The organism is Streptomyces sp. NBC_01232, assembly GCF_035989885.1.
Classification (GTDB): domain Bacteria; phylum Actinomycetota; class Actinomycetes; order Streptomycetales; family Streptomycetaceae; genus Streptomyces.
Genome location: NZ_CP108518.1, coordinates 3,311,154 through 3,335,622, shown reverse-complemented (window position 1 = coordinate 3,335,622; position 24,469 = coordinate 3,311,154). Strand labels below are relative to the sequence as shown.

At 73.1% G+C, this 24,469-nt stretch carries 18 protein-coding genes, 1 other RNA gene and 1 pseudogene; 17 read left to right on the top strand and 3 right to left on the bottom strand.

Features of this window, described 5'->3' with window-relative positions; all coding sequences use genetic code 11:
• Positions 1-7: 7 nt before the first annotated feature.
• Positions 8-396: a transfer-messenger RNA gene (ssrA, locus tag OG444_RS15450) on the top strand.
• On the opposite strand, the pseudogene OG444_RS15445 reads toward ssrA, so the two are convergent.
• Both OG444_RS15445 and OG444_RS15440 read right to left on the bottom strand, forming a co-directional pair.
• Positions 395-708 (bottom strand): annotated as a pseudogene (locus tag OG444_RS15445) (Txe/YoeB family addiction module toxin). The gene ssrA and the pseudogene OG444_RS15445 sit on opposite strands and share 2 nt — an antisense overlap.
• 8 nt (positions 709-716) lie before the next feature.
• Positions 717-1,943 (bottom strand): MFS transporter, encoded by a 1,227-nt coding sequence (locus OG444_RS15440; RefSeq protein ID WP_327266794.1) that lies wholly within the window; start codon positions 1,941-1,943, stop codon positions 717-719.
• Between the two features lie 94 nt (positions 1,944-2,037).
• On the opposite strand from OG444_RS15440, the gene OG444_RS15435 reads away from it, so the two are divergent.
• From OG444_RS15435 to OG444_RS15400, 8 genes are all read left to right on the top strand, one after another.
• Positions 2,038-3,003, top strand: coding sequence for a LysR family transcriptional regulator (locus tag OG444_RS15435; RefSeq protein WP_327262723.1), 966 nt, complete (start codon positions 2,038-2,040; stop codon positions 3,001-3,003).
• A gap of 97 nt (positions 3,004-3,100) precedes the next feature.
• Positions 3,101-4,471 (top strand): nitrate/nitrite transporter, encoded by a 1,371-nt coding sequence (locus OG444_RS15430; RefSeq protein ID WP_327262722.1) that lies wholly within the window; start codon positions 3,101-3,103, stop codon positions 4,469-4,471.
• A gap of 95 nt (positions 4,472-4,566) precedes the next feature.
• On the top strand, positions 4,567-5,742 hold the full coding sequence (locus tag OG444_RS15425) for a uroporphyrinogen-III synthase (protein WP_327262721.1): 1,176 nt from the start codon (positions 4,567-4,569) through the stop codon (positions 5,740-5,742).
• A gap of 9 nt (positions 5,743-5,751) precedes the next feature.
• The gene (locus OG444_RS15420) at positions 5,752-6,315 is read left to right on the top strand and encodes a GNAT family N-acetyltransferase (protein WP_327262720.1); all 564 of its coding nucleotides are present in this window, start codon (positions 5,752-5,754) and stop codon (positions 6,313-6,315) included.
• 102 nt (positions 6,316-6,417) lie between these two features.
• Entirely contained in the window at positions 6,418-6,978 is a 561-nt protein-coding gene (locus OG444_RS15415) for a CGNR zinc finger domain-containing protein (protein WP_327262719.1), read from the top strand.
• Between the two features lie 115 nt (positions 6,979-7,093).
• A complete protein-coding gene (locus OG444_RS15410) occupies positions 7,094-9,400 on the top strand; it encodes a HelD family protein (protein WP_327262718.1) in 2,307 nt (768 codons plus the stop codon).
• Positions 9,401-9,891: 491 nt separating this feature from the next.
• Positions 9,892-11,295: an NAD-dependent malic enzyme gene (locus tag OG444_RS15405; RefSeq protein ID WP_030769711.1), complete on the top strand. Its 1,404-nt coding sequence runs from the start codon at positions 9,892-9,894 to the stop codon at positions 11,293-11,295.
• 340 nt (positions 11,296-11,635) lie between these two features.
• The gene (locus tag OG444_RS15400; RefSeq protein ID WP_007264399.1) at positions 11,636-11,917 is read left to right on the top strand and encodes an HU family DNA-binding protein; all 282 of its coding nucleotides are present in this window, start codon (positions 11,636-11,638) and stop codon (positions 11,915-11,917) included.
• 474 nt (positions 11,918-12,391) lie between these two features.
• Here the strand turns inward: OG444_RS15400 and murA are convergent, their stop codons facing one another.
• Positions 12,392-13,735: a UDP-N-acetylglucosamine 1-carboxyvinyltransferase gene (gene murA / locus OG444_RS15395; protein WP_202201366.1), complete on the bottom strand. Its 1,344-nt coding sequence runs from the start codon at positions 13,733-13,735 to the stop codon at positions 12,392-12,394.
• 290 nt (positions 13,736-14,025) lie between these two features.
• Between murA and OG444_RS15390 the strand changes: the two genes are divergently transcribed.
• The 8 genes from OG444_RS15390 to OG444_RS15355 all read left to right on the top strand — a co-directional run bounded on the left by OG444_RS15390 (position 14,026) and on the right by OG444_RS15355 (position 24,454).
• Positions 14,026-14,586, top strand: coding sequence for a YqgE/AlgH family protein (locus OG444_RS15390; protein ID WP_327262717.1), 561 nt, complete (start codon positions 14,026-14,028; stop codon positions 14,584-14,586).
• A 28-nt stretch (positions 14,587-14,614) separates the two neighbouring features.
• Positions 14,615-14,899, top strand: coding sequence for a DUF3039 domain-containing protein (locus OG444_RS15385; RefSeq protein WP_030010729.1), 285 nt, complete (start codon positions 14,615-14,617; stop codon positions 14,897-14,899).
• A 172-nt stretch (positions 14,900-15,071) separates the two neighbouring features.
• The gene (locus OG444_RS15380; protein ID WP_327262716.1) at positions 15,072-16,709 is read left to right on the top strand and encodes a beta-N-acetylhexosaminidase; all 1,638 of its coding nucleotides are present in this window, start codon (positions 15,072-15,074) and stop codon (positions 16,707-16,709) included.
• Between the two features lie 319 nt (positions 16,710-17,028).
• Positions 17,029-17,913 (top strand): FAD binding domain-containing protein, encoded by an 885-nt coding sequence (locus OG444_RS15375; protein WP_327266793.1) that lies wholly within the window; start codon positions 17,029-17,031, stop codon positions 17,911-17,913.
• The gene (locus OG444_RS15370) at positions 17,910-20,042 is read left to right on the top strand and encodes a 2Fe-2S iron-sulfur cluster-binding protein (RefSeq protein WP_327262715.1); all 2,133 of its coding nucleotides are present in this window, start codon (positions 17,910-17,912) and stop codon (positions 20,040-20,042) included. The genes OG444_RS15375 and OG444_RS15370 overlap by 4 nt, the downstream gene beginning before the upstream one ends.
• A gap of 53 nt (positions 20,043-20,095) precedes the next feature.
• Positions 20,096-22,384: a xanthine dehydrogenase family protein molybdopterin-binding subunit gene (locus OG444_RS15365; RefSeq protein WP_327266792.1), complete on the top strand. Its 2,289-nt coding sequence runs from the start codon at positions 20,096-20,098 to the stop codon at positions 22,382-22,384.
• Between the two features lie 166 nt (positions 22,385-22,550).
• A complete protein-coding gene (locus tag OG444_RS15360; RefSeq protein WP_327262714.1) occupies positions 22,551-23,021 on the top strand; it encodes a hypothetical protein in 471 nt (156 codons plus the stop codon).
• Complete coding sequence (locus OG444_RS15355) at positions 23,021-24,454, top strand: WXG100 family type VII secretion target (protein ID WP_327262713.1); 1,434 nt, start codon at positions 23,021-23,023, stop codon at positions 24,452-24,454. The genes OG444_RS15360 and OG444_RS15355 overlap by 1 nt, the downstream gene beginning before the upstream one ends.
• The last annotated feature ends 15 nt before the right edge of the window (positions 24,455-24,469 follow it).

Genomic DNA, 24,469 nt, shown 5'->3' with positions numbered 1-24,469 from the left:
ACAACATGGGGATGATCGGTTTCGACAGCGGATGTCGATGCAGGGGAAGCGAGCCGAGGAAGCGGCAATGATCTCGCTAACCATATGTCGCAAACAATAATCGCCAACTCCAAGAGCGATAACTCCCGCTTCACCCTCGCTGCCTAATAACAGTGAGCTGAAGCCTCTGTGAGGAGCGTCAGCCCGGAAGTGGTCCCGGTCCGGATCCTGGCGTCAATTAGGGATCTAAACCTCTAGCCCCGGTCACGGGGGTTGGAGGGAAATCAAACAGTGACTGAGCCCGTCGGAGACTTGTCCGTGTGATCTCCGGGGCTGAGAAAAGCGCAGCGGACTGCGCTCGGAGAAGCCCTGCTTCTGCACCGTTGGACGCGGGTTCGATTCCCGCCATCTCCACTCATCCCATGTGGGCAAAGGCCCCGCAGCCTCTCGGCTGCGGGGCCTTTGTCATGCGTCGGTAGTGGTAGCGGGCCTCGAGGACCTTCACTTCCTTCTCGTCGGCCCGGTACACGAGGCGGTGCTCGTCGTCGATGCGGCGGGACCAGTAGCCCGACAGCTCACCCTTCACGGCTCGGGCTTGCCGATGCCGGCGAACGGGTCCCGCTGGATCTCGCCGATCAGGCGGGTGATCCGGCGGGCCATCTTCCGGTCGGAGGAGAGCCGGAACAGGAAGTCCTCCCAGGCGGCGGGGTCGAAGTGAACGCTCCTCACGGCAGAGGTCAGTGGGGACTGCGGGGGCGGAGGCCGATCGCGAGGGCCAGGAGGGCCGCTGCAGCCGGGAGGGCGTAGGCCGTCGTGGGGCCCAGGTGGTCGACCAGGGTGCCGGCCGTCGCCGCACCCAGGGATATGCCCGCGAGGATGGCGGTGACCGTCAGGGTCATGCCCTCGTTCAGGCGGCCCGCCGGGATGAGGGCGTGGACCCGGGACATCGCCGTCACCATCGTCGGAGCCGTGGCCATGCCCGCCAGGAGCAGGGCGCAGGCCAGCGGGAGCAGGGAGCCCGTGGCCGCCGCGAGCCACGGCAGGATCATCGCGCCGGCCATGGCGGTCAGGCAGGTGCGCAGGCCGCGCGGGCGCAGCGTGCCGTAGAGCAGGCCGGCCGCGCAGGAGCCCGCTGCCTGGAGGGCCAGGACCGGGCCGGAGGCGGGGCCCAGGCCCAGGGCGTCGAGGTGGGCGATCGAGGCGATCTCCATCGAGCCGAAGACCACGCCCGTGGCGAGGAAGAGGGGCAGCAGCGGGGCGAGGACCCGCAGCGGGGAGCCGTGGCGGGGGGCCGCCGACACCGGGGGCTGGGTGGAGCGGCAGGAGGTGAAGACCAGCATGCCGGTCAGCAGGAGGGCGGCCGCGGTGAGCGTGCCGGCCTCGGGGAAGAGGAGCGAGCACAGGAGGGCCGCAAGGACCGGGCCGAGCATGTAGCAGAGCTCGTCCGCGGCCTGCTCGAAGGACATCGCGGTGTGGTGCGCGTCCGGGGAGCCCTTCAGCAGGTGCGTCCAGCGGGCCCGGGACATGCCGCCGATGTTGGGGGTGGTGGCCGTCGCGGCGTACGAGGCGAAGAGGGTCCAGGCGGGTGCCCCGGTACGGACGCACGCGATCAGGGACAGCGAGCCGAGGACCGCGATCAGGGTGGCCGGGACGGCGATCCGGGCCTGCCCGTGACGGTCGATCAGCCGGGCGGTCCACGGCGCGACCAGCGCGGTGGCGGCCAGGCCGGTGGCCGTGACCGCGCCGGCGAGGGCGTACGAGCCGCGCTGCCCGGCGATCATCATGACCGCGCTGACCCCGAACATGCCCATGGGGAGCCGGGCGAGCAGGTTCCCGGCGGTGAAGCCGCGGGTGCCCGGCAGGGCGAACAGGCGCCGGTAGGGGCCCCGCGGGCGCGGAGGAGTCCGGTCGGGGAGCGGTGCGGGCGGGGCGGCGAGGACGAGGGTGTTGCCGGTGACGGCCATGAGGGGCATGACCACCACCCTCGGCCGTGACCGGGCGCAGCGTCCAACACCTGTCCGGAGGCCATTCACGCCGATCGGTTGTTAGTCTCCGGGGATGATGCCCCGTGATGTGGATCCCCGGCTGCTGCGCGGGTTCGTCGCCGTGGCCGAGGAGTTGCACTTCACCCGCGCCGCCGCCCGCCTGTACGTCGCCCAGCAGGCGCTGAGCCGGGACGTACGGCGGCTCGAAGAGGCCCTCGGCACCACGCTGTTCGTCCGGACGACCCGGGCCGTCGAGCCGACCCCCGACGGGGAGCGGCTGCTGCCGCTCGCCCGGCGGGTACTGGCCGCGCACGAGGCGGTCGCCACCGCCTTCGCCGCTCCCCGGCCGCTTCTCGTCGACCTGAACACCGACGGGCCGAGCACCGCGCGCACCGTGCTGGAGCAGGCCCGGGAGCTGGCCCCGGACTGCGAGCTGATGGCCCGCTGGGAGAGCGGGCTGACCTACGCCGCAGCCGAGGTCGCCGCCGGCCGCCTCGACGTCTCCTTCGGCTACGCCGCCGGGCTGGACCCGGTGTGGCGGTCCCGCATCGCGCACCGCCTCGTGCGTTACGAGCCGCTCGCCGTGCTGCTGCCCGACGGGCACCCGCTGGCCGGGCGGGCGACCGTACCGCTGGACGCGCTGGCCGGGGAGACCGTGTACGCGGGCGCCGGGAACCCGCGGACGCCGGAGTGGACCGGACTCGCGCGCGAGCTGTTCGCCGGGCGGGGCATCCTCATGGCGCCGCCCGCACCGGTGGCCATCGGCAAGGACGAGTTCCGCCGGGTCATGGCCAAGACCGGCAATCCGGTGCTGGTGACCGTCGACTTCGTCGACATGCCCGGGTCCGTGAAACGGCCGCTGGTCGACCCCGTACCGCTGTCCCCGCTGTCCATGGTGTGGCGCAAGGGTTTCGGCCACCCCGGACTCGAAGCGCTGCACCGGGCCGTGGCCGACCTCGGTGCCGCACGCGGCTGGCTGGACGTACCCCCGGCGAGCTGGCGCCCGGCCACGCTCACAGGTGCCCACGGCGGCGGGTGAGAGCAAGGTTTCCCGGCGGTCATCCGGCGGGGACCGGGGCGGAAACGCGCCGTTCCTACGGTCGTTCCACGGACGCGACAGTTTGTGGAGGCGTGTGATGACCGGTACGACCGCACCGCGCAAGGGGGGCCGCTGGATCGAGCAGTGGGATCCCGAGGACGAGACCTTCTGGAGCCGGACGGGGGAGCGCATCGCCCGGCGCAACCTGGTCTACTCCGTGTTCTCCGAGCACATCGGCTTCTCCATCTGGTCGCTCTGGTCGGTGATGGTCCTCTTCATGGGGCCGGCCTACGGGATCGACCCCGCCGGGAAGTTCTTCCTGATCGCGACCGCCACCCTGGTCGGCGCGGTCGTCCGGGTGCCGTACACCTTCGCCGTGGCCCGCTTCGGCGGCCGGAACTGGACCGTCGTCAGCGCCCTGCTGCTGCTGGCGCCCACGGTCGCCGCGATCGTCGTGATGGAGCCCGGGACCTCGTACGGGACCTTCCTGCTCGTCGCGGCCCTCACCGGTGTCGGCGGGGGCAACTTCGCCTCCTCCATGACCAACATCAACGCCTTCTTCCCGCTGCGCAAGAAGGGCTGGGCGCTCGGCCTGAACGCCGGCGGCGGCAACATCGGCGTGCCCGTGGTCCAGCTCGCCGGGCTGCTGGTCATCGCGACCGCCGGAGCCTCGCACCCGCGGTACCTGCTGGCCGCCTACATCCCGCTGATCGTGCTCGCGGCCGTGCTGGCGGCCGTACGCATGGACAACCTGGCGCCCGTGCGCAACGACACCGGCGCGGTCCGCGAGGCGCTGAAGGACGCGCACACCTGGATCATGGCGTTCCTCTACATCGGCACGTTCGGGTCCTTCATCGGCTACAGCTTCGCCTTCGGCCTGGTGCTGCAGACCCAGTTCGGCCGCACCCCGCTCCAGGCCGCCTCGCTGACCTTCATGGGACCGCTGCTCGGGTCGCTGATCAGGCCGGTGGGCGGGGCGCTCGCGGACCGGTTCGGCGGGGCACGGATCACGCTGGGGACGTTCGTGGCGATGGCGGCGGCGACCACCGTGGTGGTGTTCGCCTCGCAGCGGTCCTCGCTGCCGGTCTTCCTCGTCGGGTTCGTGGCCCTGTTCGTCCTGAGCGGCCTCGGCAACGGATCGACGTACAAGATGATCCCCGGCATCTTCCAGGCGAAGGCGCTGGCCCGCGGCATGAGCGGCGAGAGCGCGGCCGCGTACGGGCGGCGGCTCTCCGGCGCCTCCATGGGACTCATCGGCGCGGTCGGCGCGCTCGGCGGTCTGGGCATCAACCTGGTCTTCCGGGAGGCGTTCCGCACCTCCGGCTCCGGAACGGCCGCCTTCGTCACCTTCCTGGGCTTCTACGCCCTGTGCTGCGCGGTCACCTGGGCGGTATACCTTCGCCGCCCGGCGGCCCCGGTGATCCACACCGCCGGGGCCGAGACGAAACCGCAGCTCACGTCGGTGTAACCGGGGCGAAATACGGGTGAACCGAGTCCGACACGGGGTGTTGGGAAGCTCGGTCCACCCGTACCGCCCCCCCATGCGTCACTAGGCAGGTCACGATGGACGACACGAACACCGGCCCGCTCGCGGGCTTCACCGTAGGGGTCACGGCCGCCCGGCGCGCGGACGAGCTCATCGCGCTGCTGCGGCGGCGCGGGGCTGCGGTGCTGCACGCGCCGGCGCTGCGGATCGTGCCGCTCGCCGACGACAGCGAGCTGCTGGCCGCCACGAAGGAACTGATCGGCTGCGCACCGGACGTGGTCGTGGCCACCACCGCCATCGGCTTCCGGGGATGGATCGAGGCCGCCGACGGGTGGGGCGTCGGGGAGGAACTGCTGGAGCGGCTGCGGGCCGCCGAACTGCTGGCGCGCGGACCGAAGGTGAAGGGCGCCATCCGGGCCGCCGGGCTCGTGGAGACCTGGTCCCCGGACTCGGAGTCGCTCGCCGAGGTGCTCGAGCGGCTGCTGTCGGCGGGAGTCGACGGCCGGCGGATCGCGCTCCAGCTGCACGGCGAGCCGCTGCCGGGCTTCGTCGAGGCGCTGCGGGCGGGCGGGGCCGAGGTGGTGGTGGTCCCTGTGTACCGGTGGATGGCGCCGGAGGACCTCGCACCGCTGGACCGGCTGCTCGACGCGATGATCGGCGGCTCGGTGGACGCCGTCAGCTTCACTTCGGCGCCGGCGGCGGCCTCGCTGCTGTCCCGGGCCGAGGAGCGGGGGCTGCAGGAGGCCGTGCTGGACGCGCTGCGCGGCAGTCTGCTCTCCGCGTGCGTCGGTCCGGTGACCGCGCTGCCGCTGCAGGCGCTGGGGGTGGACACGGTGCAGCCGGAGCGGTTCCGGCTGGGCCCGCTGGTGCAGTTGCTCTGCAAGGAGCTGCCCGGCCGGGCCCGCGTACTGCCGGTGGCCGGGCACCGGGTGGAGATCCGGGGCCACGCGGTGCTGGTGGACGCGCAGCTGCGGCCCGTACCGCCCGCCGGGATGGCCCTGCTGCGGGCCCTGGCCCGGCGGCCCGGCTGGGTGGTGGCCCGTGCGGAACTCCTGCGGGCGCTGCCGGGCGCGGGGCGGGACGAGCACGCGGTGGAGACGGCGATGGCCCGCCTCCGGGTGGCGCTCGGCGTCCCGAACCTGATCCAGACGGTGGTCAAGCGGGGGTACCGGCTGTCGCTGGACGCGGGCGGCGAGGCCAAGTACGGGGAGCTGCCCGCCGACGCGGTGACGGCCAGGGGAGTCGTCGGCTAGCGTGCCCGGATGATCGTTGACGGGGTGGAGATGAGGGGCGTAGCGCTCGGCGACGCCGCCGGGCTGGCCGAGACGTTCGCCCGGAACCGGGCGTTCATGACGCCCTTCGAACCGGACCGCCCGGACTCCTTCTACACGGAGGACGGCCAGCGGGAACGGATCGAGGGCGTGCTCGCCGAGCGGGACGCGGGCCGGATCGTCCCCTACCTGTTCGTCGAGACGGCCACCGGTACGCCCGTCGGCGCGATCAACCTCGGCTCCATCGTGCACGGTCCGCTGTGCAGCGGCGGTGTGGGCTACTGGGTCGACCGCGCCTGGCACGGCAAGGGCCTGGCCACCGCCGGCGTGGCGGAGGTCTGCCGGGTCGCCCGCGACGAGCTGGGCCTGCACCGGGTGGAGGCGGGCACCCTGGTCGACAACCTGGCCTCGCAGCGGGTACTGGCGAAGGCGGGCTTCGTGGAGTTCGGCCTCGCGCCGCGCTACCTCCACATCAACGGCGCCTGGCGCGACCACCGCCTCTTCCAGCGCCTCCTCCACGACGACCCCCCGCCGGGTTCCGGCCGACGAGGCTGAAGATGCGCGGCTGCAGCCACCGGAGGTACCGGTTCGGGGGCTTCCGCTGCGACCCGCCGGGCGGCAATCTGGTACGGCACCCCACGACGGGAGGCTGACGGCATGCGGTTCGATTCCGGGCGGGTCTGCCTGGACCTGGTGGCCACCTTCACCCCCCACGAGGGGATCCCGGACGGTGACGAGCTGCGGGTGTGGCTCGCCGGGGCCGGCCTGGTACCCGACCGGACGCCGCTCGTCCGGGTGGGTCCCGACTGGGCCGAGGCCTTCCGCTCCCTGCGCGCCGACGTGGAAACGCTCGTACGGGCGGAGCTGCTCGGCACCGACACGGACGAGAACGCCCTCGCCCGGGTCAACGCCCTGGCCGCCGGACCACCCCCCGGTCTGTGCGCCGTACGGGACCAGGAAGGGCACCTCGTACGGGAGCTGTGCGGCGGCGTGGAGTGCGGCGCGCTGCTCGCGGCCGTCGCCCGGGACGCCGTCGAGCTGCTGACCGACCCCGGCGACCGCGCGCTGCTGCGGGCCTGCGCCGGCGACGGCTGCACCCGCGTCTACCTGGACACCTCCCGCGGCCACCGGCGCCGCTGGTGTTCCAGCGAGCGCTGCGGCAACCGGGAGCGCGTGGCCAGGCACCGCCGCCGGGCCCTGGCGGCCGGGCCCCGGTAGGGGTCCCGGCCCGGGGCGTACCACCCAGCGAGACCGGTTCCGGAACGGGCGTGCGGACAAGGGGCCGATTCGCGTACGGTTGACGGTCGCCCATGCACGTCAGAAGGGGGCCTTGGTGGCCGCGCAGAATGCCGCTGTCGACAGCACGGCGGATTCCGTCCGCGATCGGGAGACCGCGGTCGAGCAGACGCATCTCGACCGGGTGTACCGACGCCTTGAGGAGAAGATCCACGAGGCCGAGTTCCTCATGAACGACGCCGCCAAGCGCGGCCAAGTGGGTACGCCCGGCGCGCTCGCCGAGCGCGACGCGCAGGTCTTCCGGGCGGGCATCCACCTGAACCGGCTGAACAACGAGTTCGAGGACTTCCTCTTCGGCCGCATCGACCTGGTGCTCGGCAAGGACGGGGAGCGCGGCGCCGACGGCGCCTACACCTCCGTGGAGCCCGCCGACGACGCGATCCGCGAGGACCTCACGGCCGACGTCGCCGAGACGCTGCACATCGGCCGCATCGGAGTCCTGGACTCCGACTACGCGCCGCTGGTCATCGACTGGCGCGCGCCGGCCGCCGCACCGTTCTACCGCTCGACGCCCAAGGACCCGGGCCGGGTCGTGCGCCGCCGCGTCATCCGCTCGAAGGGCCGCAAGGTGCTGGGCGTCGAGGACGACCTGATGCGCCCCGAGGTCACCGCGTTCCTGGACGGCCGGGAGCTGCCCGCCATCGGCGACGGCGCCCTGATGGCCGCCCTCGGACGGGCCCGTACGCACTCCATGCGCGACATCGTCTCCTCCATCCAGGCCGAGCAGGACCTGGTCATCCGGGCCCCCGCCGCCTCCGTCGCCGAGGTCGCGGGCGGTCCCGGCACCGGCAAGACGGCCGTCGCCCTGCACCGCGCCGCCTACCTGCTCTACCAGGACCGGCGCCGGTACTCCGGCGGCATCCTGATCGTCTCCCCGACCCCGCTGCTCGTCGCCTACACCGAGGGCGTGCTGCCCTCGCTCGGCGAGGAGGGCCAGGTGGCCATCCGGGCGCTGGGTTCCCTCGTCGACGGCGCGGAGGCCACCACCTACGACTCCCCGGCCGTGGCCCGCGTCAAGGGCTCCTCCCGGATGCTCAAGGTGCTCCGCAAGGCCGTACGCGGCGCACTGGAGCTCGGCGGCGCCCCCGACCGGCTGCGCGTGGTGGCCTTCGGCCGCCGCCAGGAGCTGGAGGCCGACGAGCTGAACCGGATCCGGCAGAACGTCCTCAGCGGCACCGCCCCGGTCAACCTGCTGCGCCCGCGCGCCCGCAAGCTGCTCCTCGACGCCCTCTACGCGAAGTCCGGCGGCGCCGGCCGGCACAGCGACCCGGAGCTGGCCGCCGAGCTGCGCTCCGCCTTCGACGAGGACATCTCCACCGAGGACGCCTTCATCGGCTTCCTCAATGCCTGGTGGCCCGAGCTGACCCCGCGCGCGGTGCTCGCCGCGCTCGCCGACGAGCGCCACCTCGGCCGCTGGTCGCGCCGGGACCTCAACCCGCGCGAGTCCCGCCAGCTGGCCCGTTCGCTGCGCCGGGTGGGCCCGGACGGCAAGGGCCCCCTGTCGGTGCACGACGTGGCGCTGCTGGACGAGCTCCAGCAGCTGCTCGGCGCCCCGGCGCGGCCCAAGAGACGGCGGGAGATGGATCCGCTCGACCAGCTCAGCGGGCTGGAGGAGCTGATGCCGACCCGCGAGGAGACGCAGTGGGAGCGGGCCGAGCGGCTCGCGGCGGAGCGCACCGAGTACGCGCACGTGATCGTGGACGAGGCCCAGGACCTGACGCCGATGCAGTGGCGGATGGTGGGCCGCCGGGGCCGGCACGGCACCTGGACGGTGGTGGGCGACCCGGCGCAGTCCTCCTGGACGGACCCGGAGGAGGCCGCCGCGGCCCGCGACGAGGCCCTGGGCTCGCGCCCGCGCCGGCGGTTCACCCTGACGGTGAACTACCGCAACCCGGCCGAGGTCGCCGAGGTCGCCTCCCGGGTGCTGCGCCTGGCGATGCCCGGCATGGAGCCGCCGACCGCGGTGCGCTCCACGGGCCTGGAGCCCCGCTTCACGGCTGCCGGGGGAGACCTCGCCGCCGCGGTCCGGGAGGAGACCCGCCGGCTGCTGGAGCAGGTGGACGGCACGGTCGGCGTGGTCGTGGCGATGGACCGGCGCGCGGAGGCCGCGGGCTGGCTCGCGGACCTCGGCGGGCGGGCGGTGGCGCTCGGCAGCCTGGAGGCCAAGGGCCTGGAGTACGACGCCACGGTGGTCGTCTCCCCGGCGGAGATCGCGGACGAGTCCCCGGCGGGCCTGCGGGTGCTGTACGTGGCGCTGACGCGCGCGACGCAGCAGCTGACGGTGGTCTCGGCCGACCGGGACAAGCCGGACGCGGACGGGGTGCCGGAGCTGCTGCTGCCGTAGCGGGCCCCGGACGGCGGCCCGGCGGTGGCGGTTCATCGCCCGGGTCCCGGCCCGCTCAGGGCCCCGTACGGCCGGATGGGCGGCGACCAGGAGCGTGGTGCTCGGATACGGGTGCGAGCAGGGGGATCACTTTCGGCGATCCTTTGTTAGCCTGGGTACGGCACCGACTCGATCCAAGCCCCCGGGCCCAACCTTCGTCGCTCAGAGCGACCACTTGCCGCGAGGCGAGCATGGCGGGTCGGTGTCATAGACGTACGAATCACCAGGTCCGCGCCCTCCACTCAGTGGGGGGCGCGGACCTGTTTTGTATGACCCCACCCTTCCGAACCCCCCTGGAATCTCGTATGGTGGAAGAGTCTTTCCGAATTTTGTAGCTGGTTACCTTGTACTGGCTGGTAGGTGGGACGATCGGACAACAGGTCCTGCCGCATCTGCTGTGCAGCGGGGCTCTGTGTGTTACAGCGAACCAGGGACAGAAGAGGAACACGGCCATGGCAACGGCGCCCAGCGTCTCGTATTCGATGACGGTCCGTCTGGAAGTGCCCGCGAGCGGAACCGCGGTCTCCCAGCTCACCACCGCCGTGGAATCCTCCGGCGGATCGGTCACCGGCCTCGACGTGACCGCATCCGGCCACGAGAAGCTCCGGATCGACGTCACCATCGCCGCGACCTCCACCGCGCACGCGGACGAGATCGTCGAGAAGCTGCGCGGCATCGAGGGCGTCAGCCTCGGCAAGGTCTCCGACCGCACCTTCCTGATGCACCTCGGTGGCAAGATCGAGATGGCGTCCAAGCACCCCATCCGCAACCGTGACGACCTCTCGATGATCTACACCCCGGGTGTGGCCCGCGTGTGCATGGCGATCGCCGAGAACCCCGAGGACGCGCGCCGCCTCACCATCAAGCGCAACACCGTCGCAGTCGTGACGGACGGCTCCGCCGTGCTGGGCCTCGGCAACATCGGCCCGATGGCCGCCATGCCGGTCATGGAGGGCAAGGCGGCCCTGTTCAAGCGCTTCGCCGACATCGACGCCTGGCCGATCTGCCTCGACACCCAGGACCCCGACGAGATCGTGGCCGCAGTCAAGGCCATCGCCCCCGGCTTCGCGGGCATCAACCTGGAGGACATCTCCGCGCCGCGCTGCTTCGAGATCGAGGCCCGGCTGCGCGAGGCCCTCGACATCCCCGTCTTCCACGACGACCAGCACGGCACCGCGATCGTCGTCCTCGCGGCCCTCACCAACGCACTGCGCGTGGTGGGCAAGGCAGTTGGCGACGTCAAGGTCGTCATGTCGGGCGCCGGCGCGGCCGGTACCGCCATCCTCAAGCTGCTGCTCGCGGCGGGTGTCAAGAACGCGGTGAGCGCCGACATCCACGGTGTCGTGCACGCGGACCGCCCGGACCTCGTCGACGCGGCCGCCGACTCCCCGCTGCGCTGGATCGCCGACAACACCAACCCCGAGGGCTACACGGGCACGCTGAAGGAAGCCGTGGTCGGCGCCGACGTGTTCATCGGGGTCTCGGCCCCGAACGTGCTGTCCGGCGAGGACGTCGCCGCCATGGCCGAGGGTGCGATCGTGTTCGCGCTCGCGAACCCGGACCCCGAGGTGGACCCGGCCGTCGCGCGCCAGACGGCCGCCGTCGTGGCCACCGGCCGCTCCGACTTCCCGAACCAGATCAACAACGTGCTGGTCTTCCCGGGCGTCTTCCGCGGTCTGCTGGACGCTCAGTCCCGCACCGTGAACACGGAGATGATGCTGGCCGCCGCGAGCGCGCTCGCGGACGTGGTCGGCGAGGACGAGCTGAACGCGAACTACATCATCCCGTCGGTGTTCAACGACAAGGTGGCGGGCGCCGTCGCGGGTGCCGTCCGCAAGGCCGCCGCAGGGGCCTGAGCCCAGCTGTGACGGCCCTCACGGCGCTCTGATACCGGCGCGTCGCGAGATGCGGGCCCGTCGGGCCGCCTCTAGGGTTGCGGGGATGCCCGCGAGGTCCGCGGTCCGCAGCGGCGTGTGAGCGAGGGCGTGGACGGAGCGTCACCGCGGTGTGACTGTGGCGCTTTTCGTGTGACCCCGACGGGTGCCGGATTGGCTTTCCCGCCGCTGGTGGGGGCAGGATGCGTAACCGGGCGAGAGGGTCTGACGTTCAGACCCGGGTCCGGGGACTGTCCTAGGGCCCTGGCAGCATCGGCTTCGATCTCACGCCTCTAAGGCAAGTTGAACACGGGAGTACAACATGAACCGCAGTGAGCTGGTGGCCGCTCTGTCCGAGCGCGCCGAGGTGACCCGCAAGGACGCCGACGCCGTTCTGGCCGCGCTCGCCGAGACCGTCGGCGAGATTGTCGCCAAGGGCGACGAGAAGGTCACCATCCCCGGCTTCCTGACCTTCGAGCGCACCCACCGTGCCGCTCGCACCGCGCGCAACCCGCAGACCGGCGACCCCATCCAGATCCCGGCCGGCTACAGCGTGAAGGTCTCCGCGGGCTCCAAGCTCAAGGAAGCCGCCAAGGGCAAGTAGTCCTGCCCCGGCGCCGGAGGCCGCACAGGCCTCTGGAACGGCAGTAGTACGCAGAACGACGATGGGCGGTCACCCCCGGGCGGGGTGGCCGCCCTTCGGTCTGTCCGGGGCCGGGTACGGGCGGGGCGCGGGCCGGCCGCGGACGGGGCGCGGACGGGGCGAGGGCGGGCAGGGCCGGACACGGGCGGGACGCGACCCGTGGGCCCGGCGGGCCGGCGCGGGTCCCGGGCGTGCCCGGCAGGCCCGGAAGGCCCTGTGAGGGGCCGTCAGGGCCCTGCCGGGGCCCTGGTGGGCCCGCGGCAGCCCCCGTAATGCCTCCGGTATGCCCCTGGCATGCCCCACCGGGCCGCCGGCGGCCACGAGATGGCCCCCGGGGACGAGGAAGCCCCCCGGGCCCTGTGCGGGGCCCGGGGGGCTTCTGCGTGCACGGCACGACGTGCGCGCCACGGCCGTGGGATGCGGCCGTACGGTGGCTCAGACGAGCTCGCCGCCCGGCAGTTCGACCTTCGCGCCGAGTTCCACGAGCTTCTCCATGAAGTTCTCGTAGCCGCGGTTGATCAGGTCGATGCCGTGGACCCGCGAGGTGCCCTCGGCGGCCAGCGCCGCGATCAGGTACGAGAACCCGCCGCGCAGGTCGGGGATGACCAGGTCGGCGCCCTGCAGCTTGGTGGGGCCGGAGACGACCGCCGAGTGCAGGAAGTTGCGCTGGCCGAAGCGGCAGGCGCTGCCGCCCAGGCACTCGCGGTACAGCTGGATGTGAGCACCCATCTGGTTGAGCGCCGAGGTGAAGCCGAGCCGCGACTCGTAGACCGTCTCGTGGACGATCGACAGGCCGGAGGCCTGCGTCAGGGCCACGACGAGCGGCTGCTGCCAGTCCGTCTGGAAGCCGGGGTGGACGTCCGTCTCCAGTGCGATGGCCTTGAGCGGGCCGCCCGGGTGCCAGAAGCGGATGCCGTCGTCGTCGATCTCGAACGCCCCGCCGACGCGGCGGAAGGTGTTCAGGAACGTCATCATCGAGCGCTGCTGGGCGCCGCGCACGTAGATGTTGCCGCCGGTGGCGAGGGCCGCGGAAGCCCAGGAGGCGGCTTCCAGGCGGTCCGGGAGGGCCTTGTGGTTGTAGCCGCCGAGGCGGTCGACGCCGGTGATCCGGATGGTCCGGTCGGTGTCGACGGAGATGATCGCGCCCATCTTCTGCAGGACGCAGATGAGGTCCTCGATCTCCGGCTCCACCGCGGCGTTGCTGAGCTCGGTGACGCCCTCGGCCAGGACGGCCGTCAGCAGCACCTGCTCGGTCGAGCCGACCGACGGGTAGGGGAGGCGGATCTTGCAGCCGCGCAGGCGCTGCGGGGCTTCCAGGTACTGCCCGCCCTCGCGCTTCTCGATGGTCGCGCCGAACTGGCGGAGCACGTCGAAGTGGAAGTCGATCGGCCGGCCGCCGATGTCGCAGCCGCCCAGGCCCGGGATGAAGGCGTGGCCGAGGCGGTGCAGCAGCGGGCCGCAGAACAGGATCGGGATGCGGGAGGAACCCGCGTGGGCGTCGATGTCGGCGACGTTCGCGCTCTCGACATGGGTGGGGTCGAGGACGAGCTCGCCCGGCTCCTCGCCGGGACGGACCGTCACCCCGTGCAGCTGGAGCAGCCCGCGGACGACGCGCACGTCACGGATGTCGGGAACGTTGCGCAGCCGACTGGGTTCGCTGCCGAGCAGAGCGGCGACCATGGCCTTGGGCACGAGGTTCTTCGCACCGCGGACACGGATCTCGCCCTCGAGCGGGGTACCGCCGTGGACAAGCAGTACATCGTCACTGATGCCGGTCATGAATCTCGCGTTCCGGAGTGGGGTCCCCCCGGCGGCAGCCAGGGGGAGGGAGGGCAGGGGGCCAGGGAAAAGGGTAAGGGCCACCACCCCCTTGTTCGTAAGGCCGACGTGGCCGTAGGACTGTCATGAATTCGGCACAACACCCTCCGTATCCACCACATGGCGGAGCGTTGCGTTCCGCCTGCGGTTTCCGTGCGCGCTCCTCGCTGCTCCCGTGCGCCCTGAGCTGCGGTCGATCCGATCTTTCCGCCCGCCCTCCGGAATCGGCGAATGTGCGGGATCATGGCGGCATGACCGAGGTGTCCTCCCTCACAGGGCGGCTGCTCGTTGCCACCCCCGCCCTCGCGGACCCGAATTTCGACCGCGCGGTCGTGCTCCTGCTCGATCACGACGAGCAGGGCTCCCTCGGCGTGGTCCTCAACCGGCCGACCCCCGTGGGCGTCGGCGACGTCCTGCTGCCCTGGGCTCCGCTGGCCGGCACCCCCGGTGTGGTCTTCCAGGGCGGGCCGGTGGCGATGGACTCGGCCCTGGGCATCGCGGTGATCCCGGGCGAGGAGGGTCCGCTCGGCTGGCGCCGGGTGTACGGGGCGATCGGACTGGTCGACCTGGAGGCGCCGCCGGAGCTGCTCGCGGCGGCCCTGGGGGCCCTGCGGATCTTCGCGGGTTACTCCGGCTGGGGGCCGGGTCAGCTGGAGGCCGAGCTCGGCGAGGGCGCCTGGTACGTGGTGGAGTCGGAGCCCGGGGACGTGTCCTTCCCGGACCCGGAGCGGCTCTGGCGGGCGGTGCTGCGCCGCCAGCGCAGTGACCTCGCGATGGTCGCCACCTATCCGGACGACCCGTCGCTCAACTGACTGGCGCGGGGTTAAGTACCCTGGGTCCATGAGCACTCTTGAGCCCGAGCGCGGGACTGGCACGGGGACCCTCGTAGAGCCGACGCCGCAGGTGTCGCACGGTGACGGCGACCACGAGCGCTTCGCCCACTACGTCCAGAAGGACAAGATCATGGCGAGCGCGCTCGACGGGACCCCCGTCGTCGCGCTCTGCGGCAAGGTCTGGGTACCGGGCCGGGACCCGAAGAAGTACCCGGTCTGCCCCATGTGCAAGGAGATCTACGAGTCCATGGGCCCCGGTGGGGACAAGGACAAGGGCGGCAAGGACAAGTAGTCCGGCCCCCGGCCCCCTCTCTTCCGCAGGACCGAGACCCCCGGCGCGCCCTCGCGCGTCCGGGGGTCTTTGCCGTGCCCGCACGGCGCGTTAGGGTCGGCGCGACGAGCGCCCTGCGGAACGAGCGTTGCGCAGGACGCAACAGGCGCACGCAGTCGTGAAGGGCTCACGCATGGACCTGATCCCCGCACCCCGGGTCGCACTTCTCGACGAGGACGGGCGCCGCTTCGCGTTCGGGCCGCAGCCGGTCCTGGACGCCGGTCCGGGCACCGGGACGGTCGCGCGCTGGCTGCGACGCGAGCTGGGGGCCGCCACCGGCTGGGAGCTGCCCGCCGCCGCGGCCGGCGTCACCGCCGAGCTGCGGCTGCGTATCGACCCGGACGGCGCGTGGGACCGCGGGCCGGAGTCGTACCGCATCGACATCGGCCCGGACGGGGCGGAGCTGACCGGCGCGAGCGCGGCCGGCCTGTTCTGGGGTGCGCAGACGCTGCGTCAGCTGCTCGGACCCGACGCGTACCGCAGGGCGCCGCTGCCGGGCCGCACGTGGAGCCTGCCGTACGCCGCAGTCGTGGACGGCCCGCGGTTCGGCTGGCGCGGGATGATGCTGGACGTGGCCCGGCACTTCATGCCCAAGGACGGCGTGCTGCGCTACATCGACCTGCTCGCCGCCCACAAGCTCAACGTCCTGCACCTGCACCTCACAGACGACCAGGGCTGGCGGATCGAGATCAAGCGCCACCCGCGGCTCACCGAGGTCGGCGGGTGGCGGCCGCGCAGCCGGTGGGGCCACCGGGCCTCGCCGCTGTGGAACGAGACCCCGCACGGCGGGTACTACACCCAGGACGACATCCGCGAGATCGTCGCCTACGCCGCCGAGCGGCACGTCCGGGTGGTCCCGGAGATCGACGTACCGGGGCATTCGCAGGCCGCGATCGCCGCGTACCCGGAGCTGGGCAACACCGACGTCGTCGACACCGCGGCGCTCGGCGTGTGGGACGACTGGGGGATCACCGAGAACGTGCTCGCGCCCACCGAGGCCGTGCTGCGGTTCTACGAGGGGGTCTTCGAGGAGCTGCTGGAACTGTTCCCGGCGGAGGTCTCGCCCTTCGTACACGTGGGCGGGGACGAATGCCCCAAGACGCAGTGGAAGGCCTCCGCGGTCGCCCAGGAGCGGATCCGCGAGCTGGGCGTGGACGGGGAGGACGGGCTGCAGTCCTGGTTCATCCGGCACTTCGACGGCTGGCTCGCAGAGCGGGGCCGGCGGCTGATCGGCTGGGACGAGATCCTGGAGGGCGGGCTCGCGGACGGCGCCGCGGTGTCCTCGTGGCGCGGCTACGAGGGCGGCATCGCCGCCGCCGAGGCCGGGCACGACGTGGTCATGTGCCCGGAGCGGCAGGTGTACCTGGACCACCGGCAGGCGGGCGGCGCGGACGAGCCGATGCCCATCGGGTACGTGCGTTCGCTGGAGGACGTCTACCGCTTCGAACCGGTGCCGCCGAAGCTGTCGGCGGAGGCCGCCGCCCACGTGCTGGGCGCGCAGGCCAACGTCTGGACCGAGGTGATGGAGAACCGGGACCGGGTCGACTACCAGGTGTTCCCGAGGCTCGCGGCCTTCGCCGAGGTGGTGTGGTCGTGGCAGCCGGTGCCGGGGGAGCGCGACTTCGCGTGGTTCGAGGGCCGGATGGCCGCGCACTACGCGCGGTTGGACGCCCAGGGGGTCGATTACCGGCCGCCGGGCGGCCCGTTGCCGCGGCAGCGGAGGCCCGGGGTGCTGGGACGCCCGATCGAGGGCGCGCCCCCGAACGTGTGACACGGGGGTGACGGCGCGCACCCGAACCGAAAGGGAACGGGACCGGAACTCTGCCTCAATTTCCCCCGATACAGGGAAAATCGGGCAATCGGGGAGCAGGGCTGCCGAAGGCGGTGCGACAGGGCCGTACACCCCGTACGGGGCACCACGCGCGGAGGCGGCCGCAGCGGGCGGACCCTCGCGCCGGGCGGCCCGGAAGATGTGCCAGAGTTGCCACGTCCCGGCGGTGAGCACGTACCGTACGGCGGAACAGGCGTGAGCGCCGGAACCGGGACATCGGGAAGGGGCAGCTGGGTTGACCACGCACGCACCGCACGCACTGGATTCACCTCAGGGGCCGCAGGGCCCGCAGGCGGCGCAGTCCGTGACGCTGCCGGCCTCGCTCGACGAGGCCGTGGCGGCGCTCACCGCCATGCCCGCCGCCGTGCCGGTCGCGGGCGGCACCGACCTGATGGCCGCTGTCAACGCCGGGCTGCTGCGGCCCGCCGCACTGGTGGGCCTCGGCCGGATCAACGAGATCCGCGGCTGGCAGTACCAGGACGGCCACGCGCTGCTCGGCGCGGGCCTCACCCACGCCCGGATGGGACGGCCGGATTTCGCTGCTCTGATCCCCGCCCTGGCGGCCGCGGCCCGTGCCGCCGGCCCCCCGCAGATCCGCAACGCCGGCACCCTCGGCGGGAACATCGCCACCGCCGCGCCCACGGGTGACGCACTGCCCGTGCTGGCCGCGCTGGAGGCCGTACTCGTCATCGTCGGCCCGGGCGGGCAGCGGGAGATCCCGGTGTCGTACCTGCTGGCCGGCCGGGAGATGCTGCGGCCCGGCGAGCTGATCGGCTTCGTGCGGGTGCCGCTGCTGCACGCGCCGCAGGTGTTCCTGAAGGCCACGGGCCGTACCGGGCCGGGGCGTGCCGTGGCATCCGTGGGGCTCGTCCTCGATCCCGCGCGCCGGGGCGTGCGCTGCGCCATCGGCGCGGTCGCCCCGATGCCGCTGCGGCCGCTGGAGGCCGAGCAGTGGGTGGCCTCGCTGATCGACTGGGACGGCGAGCGGAGCCTGGCCCCCGAGGCGCTGGAGGCCTTCGGCGAGTACGTCGCGGCCGCCTGCGTGCCCGACCAGGGCGAACCGGTGGCTCCGGGAGTACTGCATCTGCGGCGGACGGTGGCCGTGCTGGCGCGCAGGGCCCTGGGGAGGGCGCTGACCTCATGAGCGAGAACGAGAACGAGAACGTGACCCAGGGGAACGGCACGGCGGGCTGGGGCTGGGAACCGGTCCCGCAGGGCGGCGAGTACGACTCGGACGCCACGGCCTTCGTGAAACTGCCGCAGGACATGCTGGACGCGCTCGGCACCGGGGAGCCGCTCGCGGCGCCCGGGCACGGCTACGTGCCGCCGCCGATGATCGTGCCGCTCGGCTCGGCCAGTACGGATCCGGCGGCCACCGGCACATGGACCATCCCGGTGCAGTGGCCGGAGGCGGGCGGCACGGGCCAGGCCGGCCAGGCGGGTGCGGGGCACGGTCCGGGTGCGGGACAGGGCCCGGGGACCGGTCCGGTGGGCGGGCCGATCCCGGCGTCGGTCCCGATCCCGGCGTCGGTCGCGGCGGCGTTCGCCGAGGCGGAGCCGGAGCAGCAGCCCGACCCGAGCGCGACCGCCGAGTGGCGGTTCCCGGAGGCGGCGCACGAGCCCGGGGCGGTGTCTTCGGCGACCGGCCAGTGGGCCGTGCCCGAGTTCACCGAGTACCCGGAACAGCCGAACGACTACCGGCCGGGCGGACTGGACGCCGACTGGAGCCAGGCCCCGGCAACGCTGCCGGGCGGCGCCGCGGCGCCGTGGGCGTACCTGACGCAGCAGCCGGCCGGGGACACGGGCGCGGGCGTCGCCGGGCACGGTGCCGGTGCCGGTCACGGCGCCGGTGTGCTGCCCGGTACGGACGAGGCCGCGGCCGCTTCGGCCGCCGCCGCCGCGACCGCGCACGCCGCCGGGCGGCTGCTCGGCGGGCCCGGAGTGGGCGCCGCGGGCCGTGGTCCGCGCGTGCTGGGCGGCCCCGGTGTGGGTACCCCCCTGCCCGAGGGCGAGCCGGTCCACCAGGCCCCGCACGACATCGAGGCCGCGCACGGCCCGGCGGCGGAGCCGGCCGAGGGCGCCAGGGGCGCCGACCACGCGGAGCACACGGGGCACGCGGGGCAGGGCGAGTACACCGGCCAGGGCGAGTACGCCGGGCAGGGTGACTACGCGGGGTACGCGGAGCAGGCTCCGGAGCCCGCCGCCGCGAAGCCGGTGGCTCCCGGTGACCTGGATCTCTTCGGCGGGGTGCGCGCGCAGGCGCCGGCCGCCGGACCCGCGCAGCCCCCGGGCACCGACGGACACGGCTTCGCGGCCTTCGGCCACGCGCCGGAGCCCGGTCCCGCGGCACTGCGCGAAGCCGGTCCCGAGGACGGGCACGGAGCCGGTCCCGAGGGTGGGTACGAAGCCGGTCCCGAGGGTGGGCGCGAGGCCGCGCACGACGCCGCGCACCAGGGGGAGCCGGGCGCTCCGGAGCCCGCCCCGGCGAGCGGCGAGCACGGCCCGGCGGTCTCCCACCCCGCGGCCGGGGACGAGCCGGCCGCGCAGGAGCCGCCGGCCGGCCGCACGCCGGACGCGGACACCGCCGACCATGCCGGTGGAATCCCGGACGAGGGCACCACCGAAGGTCTCCCGGCCGAGGTGGAGGCGTACGAGGAAGAAGCGGACGCCGGGGCCGTCGCCCATCACGAGCACCCGTCGGCCTCCTACGTCCTGCGCGTCAACGGCGCCGACCGCCCCGTCACCGGCGCCTGGATCGGAGAGTCCCTGCTGTACGTGCTGCGCGAGCGCCTCGGCCTCGCCGGCGCCAAGGACGGCTGCTCGCAGGGCGAATGCGGCGCCTGCGCCGTGCAGGTCGACGGCCGGCTCGTCGCCTCCTGCCTGGTACCGGCCGCGACGGCCGCCGGCAGCGAGGTCCGCACCGTCGAGGGGCTTGCGACGAACGGGGAACTCTCGGACGTACAGCAGGCGTTGTGCAGGTCGGGCGGGGTGCAGTGCGGGTTCTGCATCCCCGGCATGGCCATGACCATCCACGACCTGCTGGAGGGCAATCACGCCCCCAGCGAGCTGGAGACCCGTCAGGCCCTGTGCGGCAACCTCTGCCGCTGCTCCGGCTACGCCGGGGTCGTCGACGCCGTGCGCGAGGTCGTGGCCGAGCGCGAGGCGGCGGCCGCGGACCCGGCGGCAGCCCCGAGCGCGGGCGCACCGGAGCCTCGCATCCCGCACCAGGCAGCGCCCGGCGAGGGCGGCATCCACCACGGAGGCACGGCGTGAGCGGGCAGGACGCGGCGACCGCGACGACAACGGTGAACCCCACGGTGACGGCCATGGCCGCCCCCGCCTCCGAGGCCTCCGAGCCGCAGGTGCCGCGCGGAATCGGGGTCTCCGTCCCGGCCGCGGACGCCCGCGCCAAGGCCGAGGGCACCTTCCCCTACGCCGCCGACCTGTGGGCCGAGGGCCTCCTGTGGGCCGCCGTGCTGCGTTCCCCGCACGCCCACGCCCGGATCCTCTCCATCGACACCACGGCCGCCGCCGAGATGCCCGGCGTGCGTGCCGTCGTCACCCACGCCGACGTGCCCGGTGCCACCACGCACGGCCGCCGGATCGCCGACCGGCCGGTCTTCGCGCACGACGTCGTACGCCACCACGGCGAGGCCATCGCCGCCGTGGCCGCCGACCACCCGGACACGGCACGCCTCGCCGCGGCCGCGATCGCCGTCGAGTACGAACTCCTCGACCCGGTCACCGACCCCGAGCAGTCCTTCGGCGCCCCCGCCCTGCACCCCGACGGCAACCTGATCCGGCACATCCCGCTGCGCTACGGCGACCCGGAGGCCACCGGCGAGGTCGTCGTCGAGGGCCTGTACCGGATCGGCCGCCAGGACCCCGCCCCCATCGGCGCCGAGGCCGGACTGGCCGTACCGCGCCCCGACGGCGGCGTCGAGCTCTACACCGCCTCCACCGACCCGCACACCGACCGCGACCTGGCCGCCGCCTGCTTCGGGCTGGAACCGGACCGCGTACGCGTGGTCGTCACCGGCGTGCCGGGCGCCACGGCCGACCGCGAGGACGCGGCGTTCCAGCTCCCGCTCGGGCTGCTCGCCCTGCGCACCGGCTGCCCGGTGAAGCTGGCCGCCACCCGCGAGGAGTCCTTCCTCGGCCACACCCACCGCCACCCGACCCTGCTGCGCTACCGCCACCACGCGGACGCGGAGGGCCGGCTGGTCAAGGTCGAGGCGCAGATCCTGATGGACGCGGGCGCGTACGCGGACGCCTCCTCGGAGTCCCTGGCCGCGGCGGTGGCCTTCGCCTGCGGCCCGTACGTCGTCCCGCACGCCTTCGTCGAGGGCTGGGCGGTACGCACCAACAACCCGCCGTCGGGCCACGTCCGCGGTGAGGGCGCCATGCAGGTGTGCGCCGCGTACGAGGGCCAGATGGACAAGCTCGCGGCGGCCCTCGGCATCGACGGGGCCGAGCTGCGCATGCGCAACGTCCTGGCGACGGGCGACCTGCTGCCCACCGGCCAGACGGTGACCTGCCCTGCCCCGGTGGCCGAACTGCTGCGCGCGGTCCGCGACTTCGAACTGCCCGCCCTGCCGAAGGACGCCCCCGAGGACGAGTGGCTGCTGCCGGGCGGCCCCGAGGGCGCGGGCGAGCCCGGCGCGGTACGGCGCGGGGTGGGCTACGGCGTCGGCATGGTCCACATGCTCGGCGCGGAGGGGACCGACGAGGTCTCCACCGCCACGGTGAAGGTGGTGGGCGGCGCGGCGACGGTCATCTGCGCGGCCGTCGACACCGGCCAGGGCTTCGCCACGCTGGCCCGCCAGATCGTCCAGGAGATCCTGGGCGTCGACGAGGTCACCATGGCCCCGGTGGACACCGACCAGCCGCCGGCCGGCCCGTCGGCGCACGGCCGCCACACGTGGGTGTCCGGCGGCGCGGTGGAACGGGCGGCCAAGATGGTCCGCACCCAGCTCCTCCAGCCGATGGCCCACAAGCTGGGCATGTCCACGGAGCTGCTGCAGATCCAGGACGGCCGCATCACGTCGTACGACGGTGCTTTCTCGATGTCGGTCGGGGAGGCGATGGCGGGCAAGGAACTCTGGGCGACGGCCCAGTGCCGCCCCCACCCGACGGAACCCCTGGACGCGGACGGCCAGGGCGACGCGTTCGTGGGCCTCGCCTTCTGCGCGATCCGCGCGGTGGTGGACGTGGACATCGAACTGGGCTCGGTACGGGTCGTGGAACTCGCGGTCGCCCAGGACGTGGGCCGCATCCTGAACCCCCGTCAGCTGGAGGCCCGTATCGAGGCGGGCGTCACCCAGGGCGTGGGCGCGGCCCTGACGGAGAACCTCCGCACGGTCGCCGGCCTGGTCCGCCACCCGGACCTGACGGGGTACGCCCTGCCGACGGCGCTCGACGCCCCGGCGGTCCGGATCGTCAAACTGGTCGAGGAACGCGACGTGGTGGCCCCCTTCGGAGCGAAGGCGGCGAGCGCGGTCCCGGTGGTGACGACCCCGGCGGCGATCGCCTCGGCGGTCCGCGCGGCCACGGGCCGCCCGGTGAACCGCCTGCCGATCAGGCCGTCGGCGGCGGTGGGTGCGCCCAACTCGTGACCGTGTGACCCACATTGCACGTGCAACCCGGGCTTGGGCCTGTCGGTGCCGATCGCTAGAGTGATCGCTCCGGGTGGATGCGTAGGTGCGCACGCGGATGCGAACGGGGACGGGGAGCGGCGCGAGCGCCGCGACCGCGGGGAGACGGGGAGTCGGGGAGGCCAACGTGGCAGTGCAGATCGAGCCGGGAATGTTCGGGACGGCGCATGCGAAGGCGCTGTCGGTCGAGTTCGACTCGCTGAGCGAGTACAAGCGCATGGTGGACACCCTGCTGGACGACCTCACCGGATCCGACGCGGACCACAAGAAGCTGGCGGACGGCAAGCTCTCGGCCGCCAAGCTCGGTAAGGGCTTCGCGGAGGTCGACGCACTCTTCAAGTCGTACGACACGGTCGTCACGGAACTGCAGAAGCTCTCAAAGGGACTGGCGCAGCAGATCGAGGCCCTGGGCATCGCGGTTCAGACGGCGGGCAAAGGCTACGGCGGCGTGGACGAGGAGACCAAGCGGCGCATGGTGGCCATCGCCAAGGAAGCGAAGAAGGAATACGTGTTGGACCGCGACCCGTGGCCGGAGGAACAGCGCCGCCTGGCGGCGCCCACGACTCCGACGCCCAGCACGTCGGTGGGTACCTACTGATGGCAACGGATTTCGAAGGCTTCACGCACCAGCAGATGCGGGACATGAGCGCGTCGCTGGACCCGGCCTCGGTCCAGGCACGGGCCGATCAGCTGAAGAAGGCCGCCGAGGACATCAAGAAAATCGGCGAGGCGCTCAAGCGACACCGTGTGTCCGGCTGGGAGGGCGAGGGAGCCGAGGCCTTCCAGGAGTGGGTGGGCCGCGCGGGCAACGCGACGCTGCGCCTGGGCGAGTACAGCGCCAAGGGCGGGGAGTGGATGGGCTCGGTCGTCCAGACGATGACCGAGGCCACGAAGATGACCGCGGTGGACGCGACCGCGACCAAGAACCTCGCAGCGGCCCTCAAGCACCACAACGACCCGGACGCGGCGGCGGTCCGCGCAGAGGCCCAGACGACGCTGGACGCGGACCACCGCGAGGCGGTCCGGCTGATGACGAACCTGGCGCAGTCGTACCAGCAGTCGTCCGTTGAAATGGACAAGGCGCCGATCCCGACGTTCCCGCCGCCGCCGGCGGTGCTGTTGCCAAAGCAGGTCGATGGCACATCGGACATGGCCCGGGCGGGAGGAAGTCCAGGAACAGGGAGTTACGCAACAAGCCCCTCGTATGCGTCGTCGACACATGGCGGCACTACCGGTCCTTCGAACGAGCTTGGCTGGGCTCCGGGGCAGCCGCCGCAGCCGAGCAACACCGCGCCTGCGCCGGTGACTCCTGACCGTGACGTAGAGGTGGACCTCGACACGGTGGGCACGCTGCCTCCGAATCAGACACTGCCTCCGGTGACGGCGACGCCCGGTAGCCCGTCGCCCACAGGGCCCGGCAGTCCTCCCCTCACCCCCTTCGCGCCTCCTATCGCAGTACCGCCGATCAGCGGGGTGAAGGGGCCGGGCCTCCCTGGCGTCTTCGGCCCCGGCATCTCTGCCCCGGGCACGACCGGTCCTCTTGGCAAGGTCGGCGGCATGCAAGGCCTGCCCCCGCGTGACGTCGGCATCATGGGCGGCCGCCCGGTGACCTCCCCCGGCCCCAGCGCGGGTATCCCGCGCGGCACCGTCATCGGTGAAGGCTCCCAGGCGGGCCGTCCCATGGGGGGCGGCGGCATGGGCCACGGTGGCGGTGGTGCCCACAGCAGCCAGGGAGCTCTCTCTGCCGGACGCCGACTGGCTTCGGAGCCGGGAGGCGTCGTCGGAGGGCGTCAGGCCGGTGCGGTTGGTCGTCCAGTCTCGGGTGGTCAGCCGTTCACCCAGGGTGGTTCGGGCCTCGTGCGTAACGGCGCTGGTGGCAGCGGCATAGGTTCCATGGGTCACGCGGGCGCAGGCACGCAGACTCCTGGTAGGCGACGGAACGACCAGGGTGGCGAACGCCCCGATTACCTGGCCGAGGACGAAGAGACCTGGCAGGGCAACCGTCGTGTTGTTCCGCCTGTAGTCGACTGAGCAGAACGGACGTTG

Excerpts from the sequence above, each read along its gene's own strand:
- OG444_RS15365 (WP_327266792.1), top strand. The coding sequence starts at position 20,096 with ATGGCCGCCCCCGCCTCCGAGGCCTCCGAGCCGCAGGTGCCGCGCGGA.
- OG444_RS15370 (WP_327262715.1), top strand. The coding sequence starts at position 17,910 with ATGAGCGAGAACGAGAACGAGAACGTGACCCAGGGGAACGGCACGGCG.
- OG444_RS15420 (WP_327262720.1), top strand. The coding sequence starts at position 5,752 with ATGATCGTTGACGGGGTGGAGATGAGGGGCGTAGCGCTCGGCGACGCC.
- murA (WP_202201366.1), bottom strand. The coding sequence starts at position 13,735 with ATGACCGGCATCAGTGACGATGTACTGCTTGTCCACGGCGGTACCCCG.
- OG444_RS15355 (WP_327262713.1), top strand. The coding sequence starts at position 23,021 with ATGGCAACGGATTTCGAAGGCTTCACGCACCAGCAGATGCGGGACATG.
- OG444_RS15400 (WP_007264399.1), top strand. The coding sequence starts at position 11,636 with ATGAACCGCAGTGAGCTGGTGGCCGCTCTGTCCGAGCGCGCCGAGGTG.
- OG444_RS15415 (WP_327262719.1), top strand. The coding sequence starts at position 6,418 with ATGCGGTTCGATTCCGGGCGGGTCTGCCTGGACCTGGTGGCCACCTTC.
- OG444_RS15385 (WP_030010729.1), top strand. The coding sequence starts at position 14,615 with ATGAGCACTCTTGAGCCCGAGCGCGGGACTGGCACGGGGACCCTCGTA.
- OG444_RS15425 (WP_327262721.1), top strand. The coding sequence starts at position 4,567 with ATGGACGACACGAACACCGGCCCGCTCGCGGGCTTCACCGTAGGGGTC.
- OG444_RS15405 (WP_030769711.1), top strand. The coding sequence starts at position 9,892 with ATGGCAACGGCGCCCAGCGTCTCGTATTCGATGACGGTCCGTCTGGAA.
- OG444_RS15390 (WP_327262717.1), top strand. The coding sequence starts at position 14,026 with ATGACCGAGGTGTCCTCCCTCACAGGGCGGCTGCTCGTTGCCACCCCC.
- OG444_RS15430 (WP_327262722.1), top strand. The coding sequence starts at position 3,101 with ATGACCGGTACGACCGCACCGCGCAAGGGGGGCCGCTGGATCGAGCAG.
- OG444_RS15380 (WP_327262716.1), top strand. The coding sequence starts at position 15,072 with ATGGACCTGATCCCCGCACCCCGGGTCGCACTTCTCGACGAGGACGGG.
- OG444_RS15435 (WP_327262723.1), top strand. The coding sequence starts at position 2,038 with ATGATGCCCCGTGATGTGGATCCCCGGCTGCTGCGCGGGTTCGTCGCC.
- OG444_RS15440 (WP_327266794.1), bottom strand. The coding sequence starts at position 1,943 with ATGGCCGTCACCGGCAACACCCTCGTCCTCGCCGCCCCGCCCGCACCG.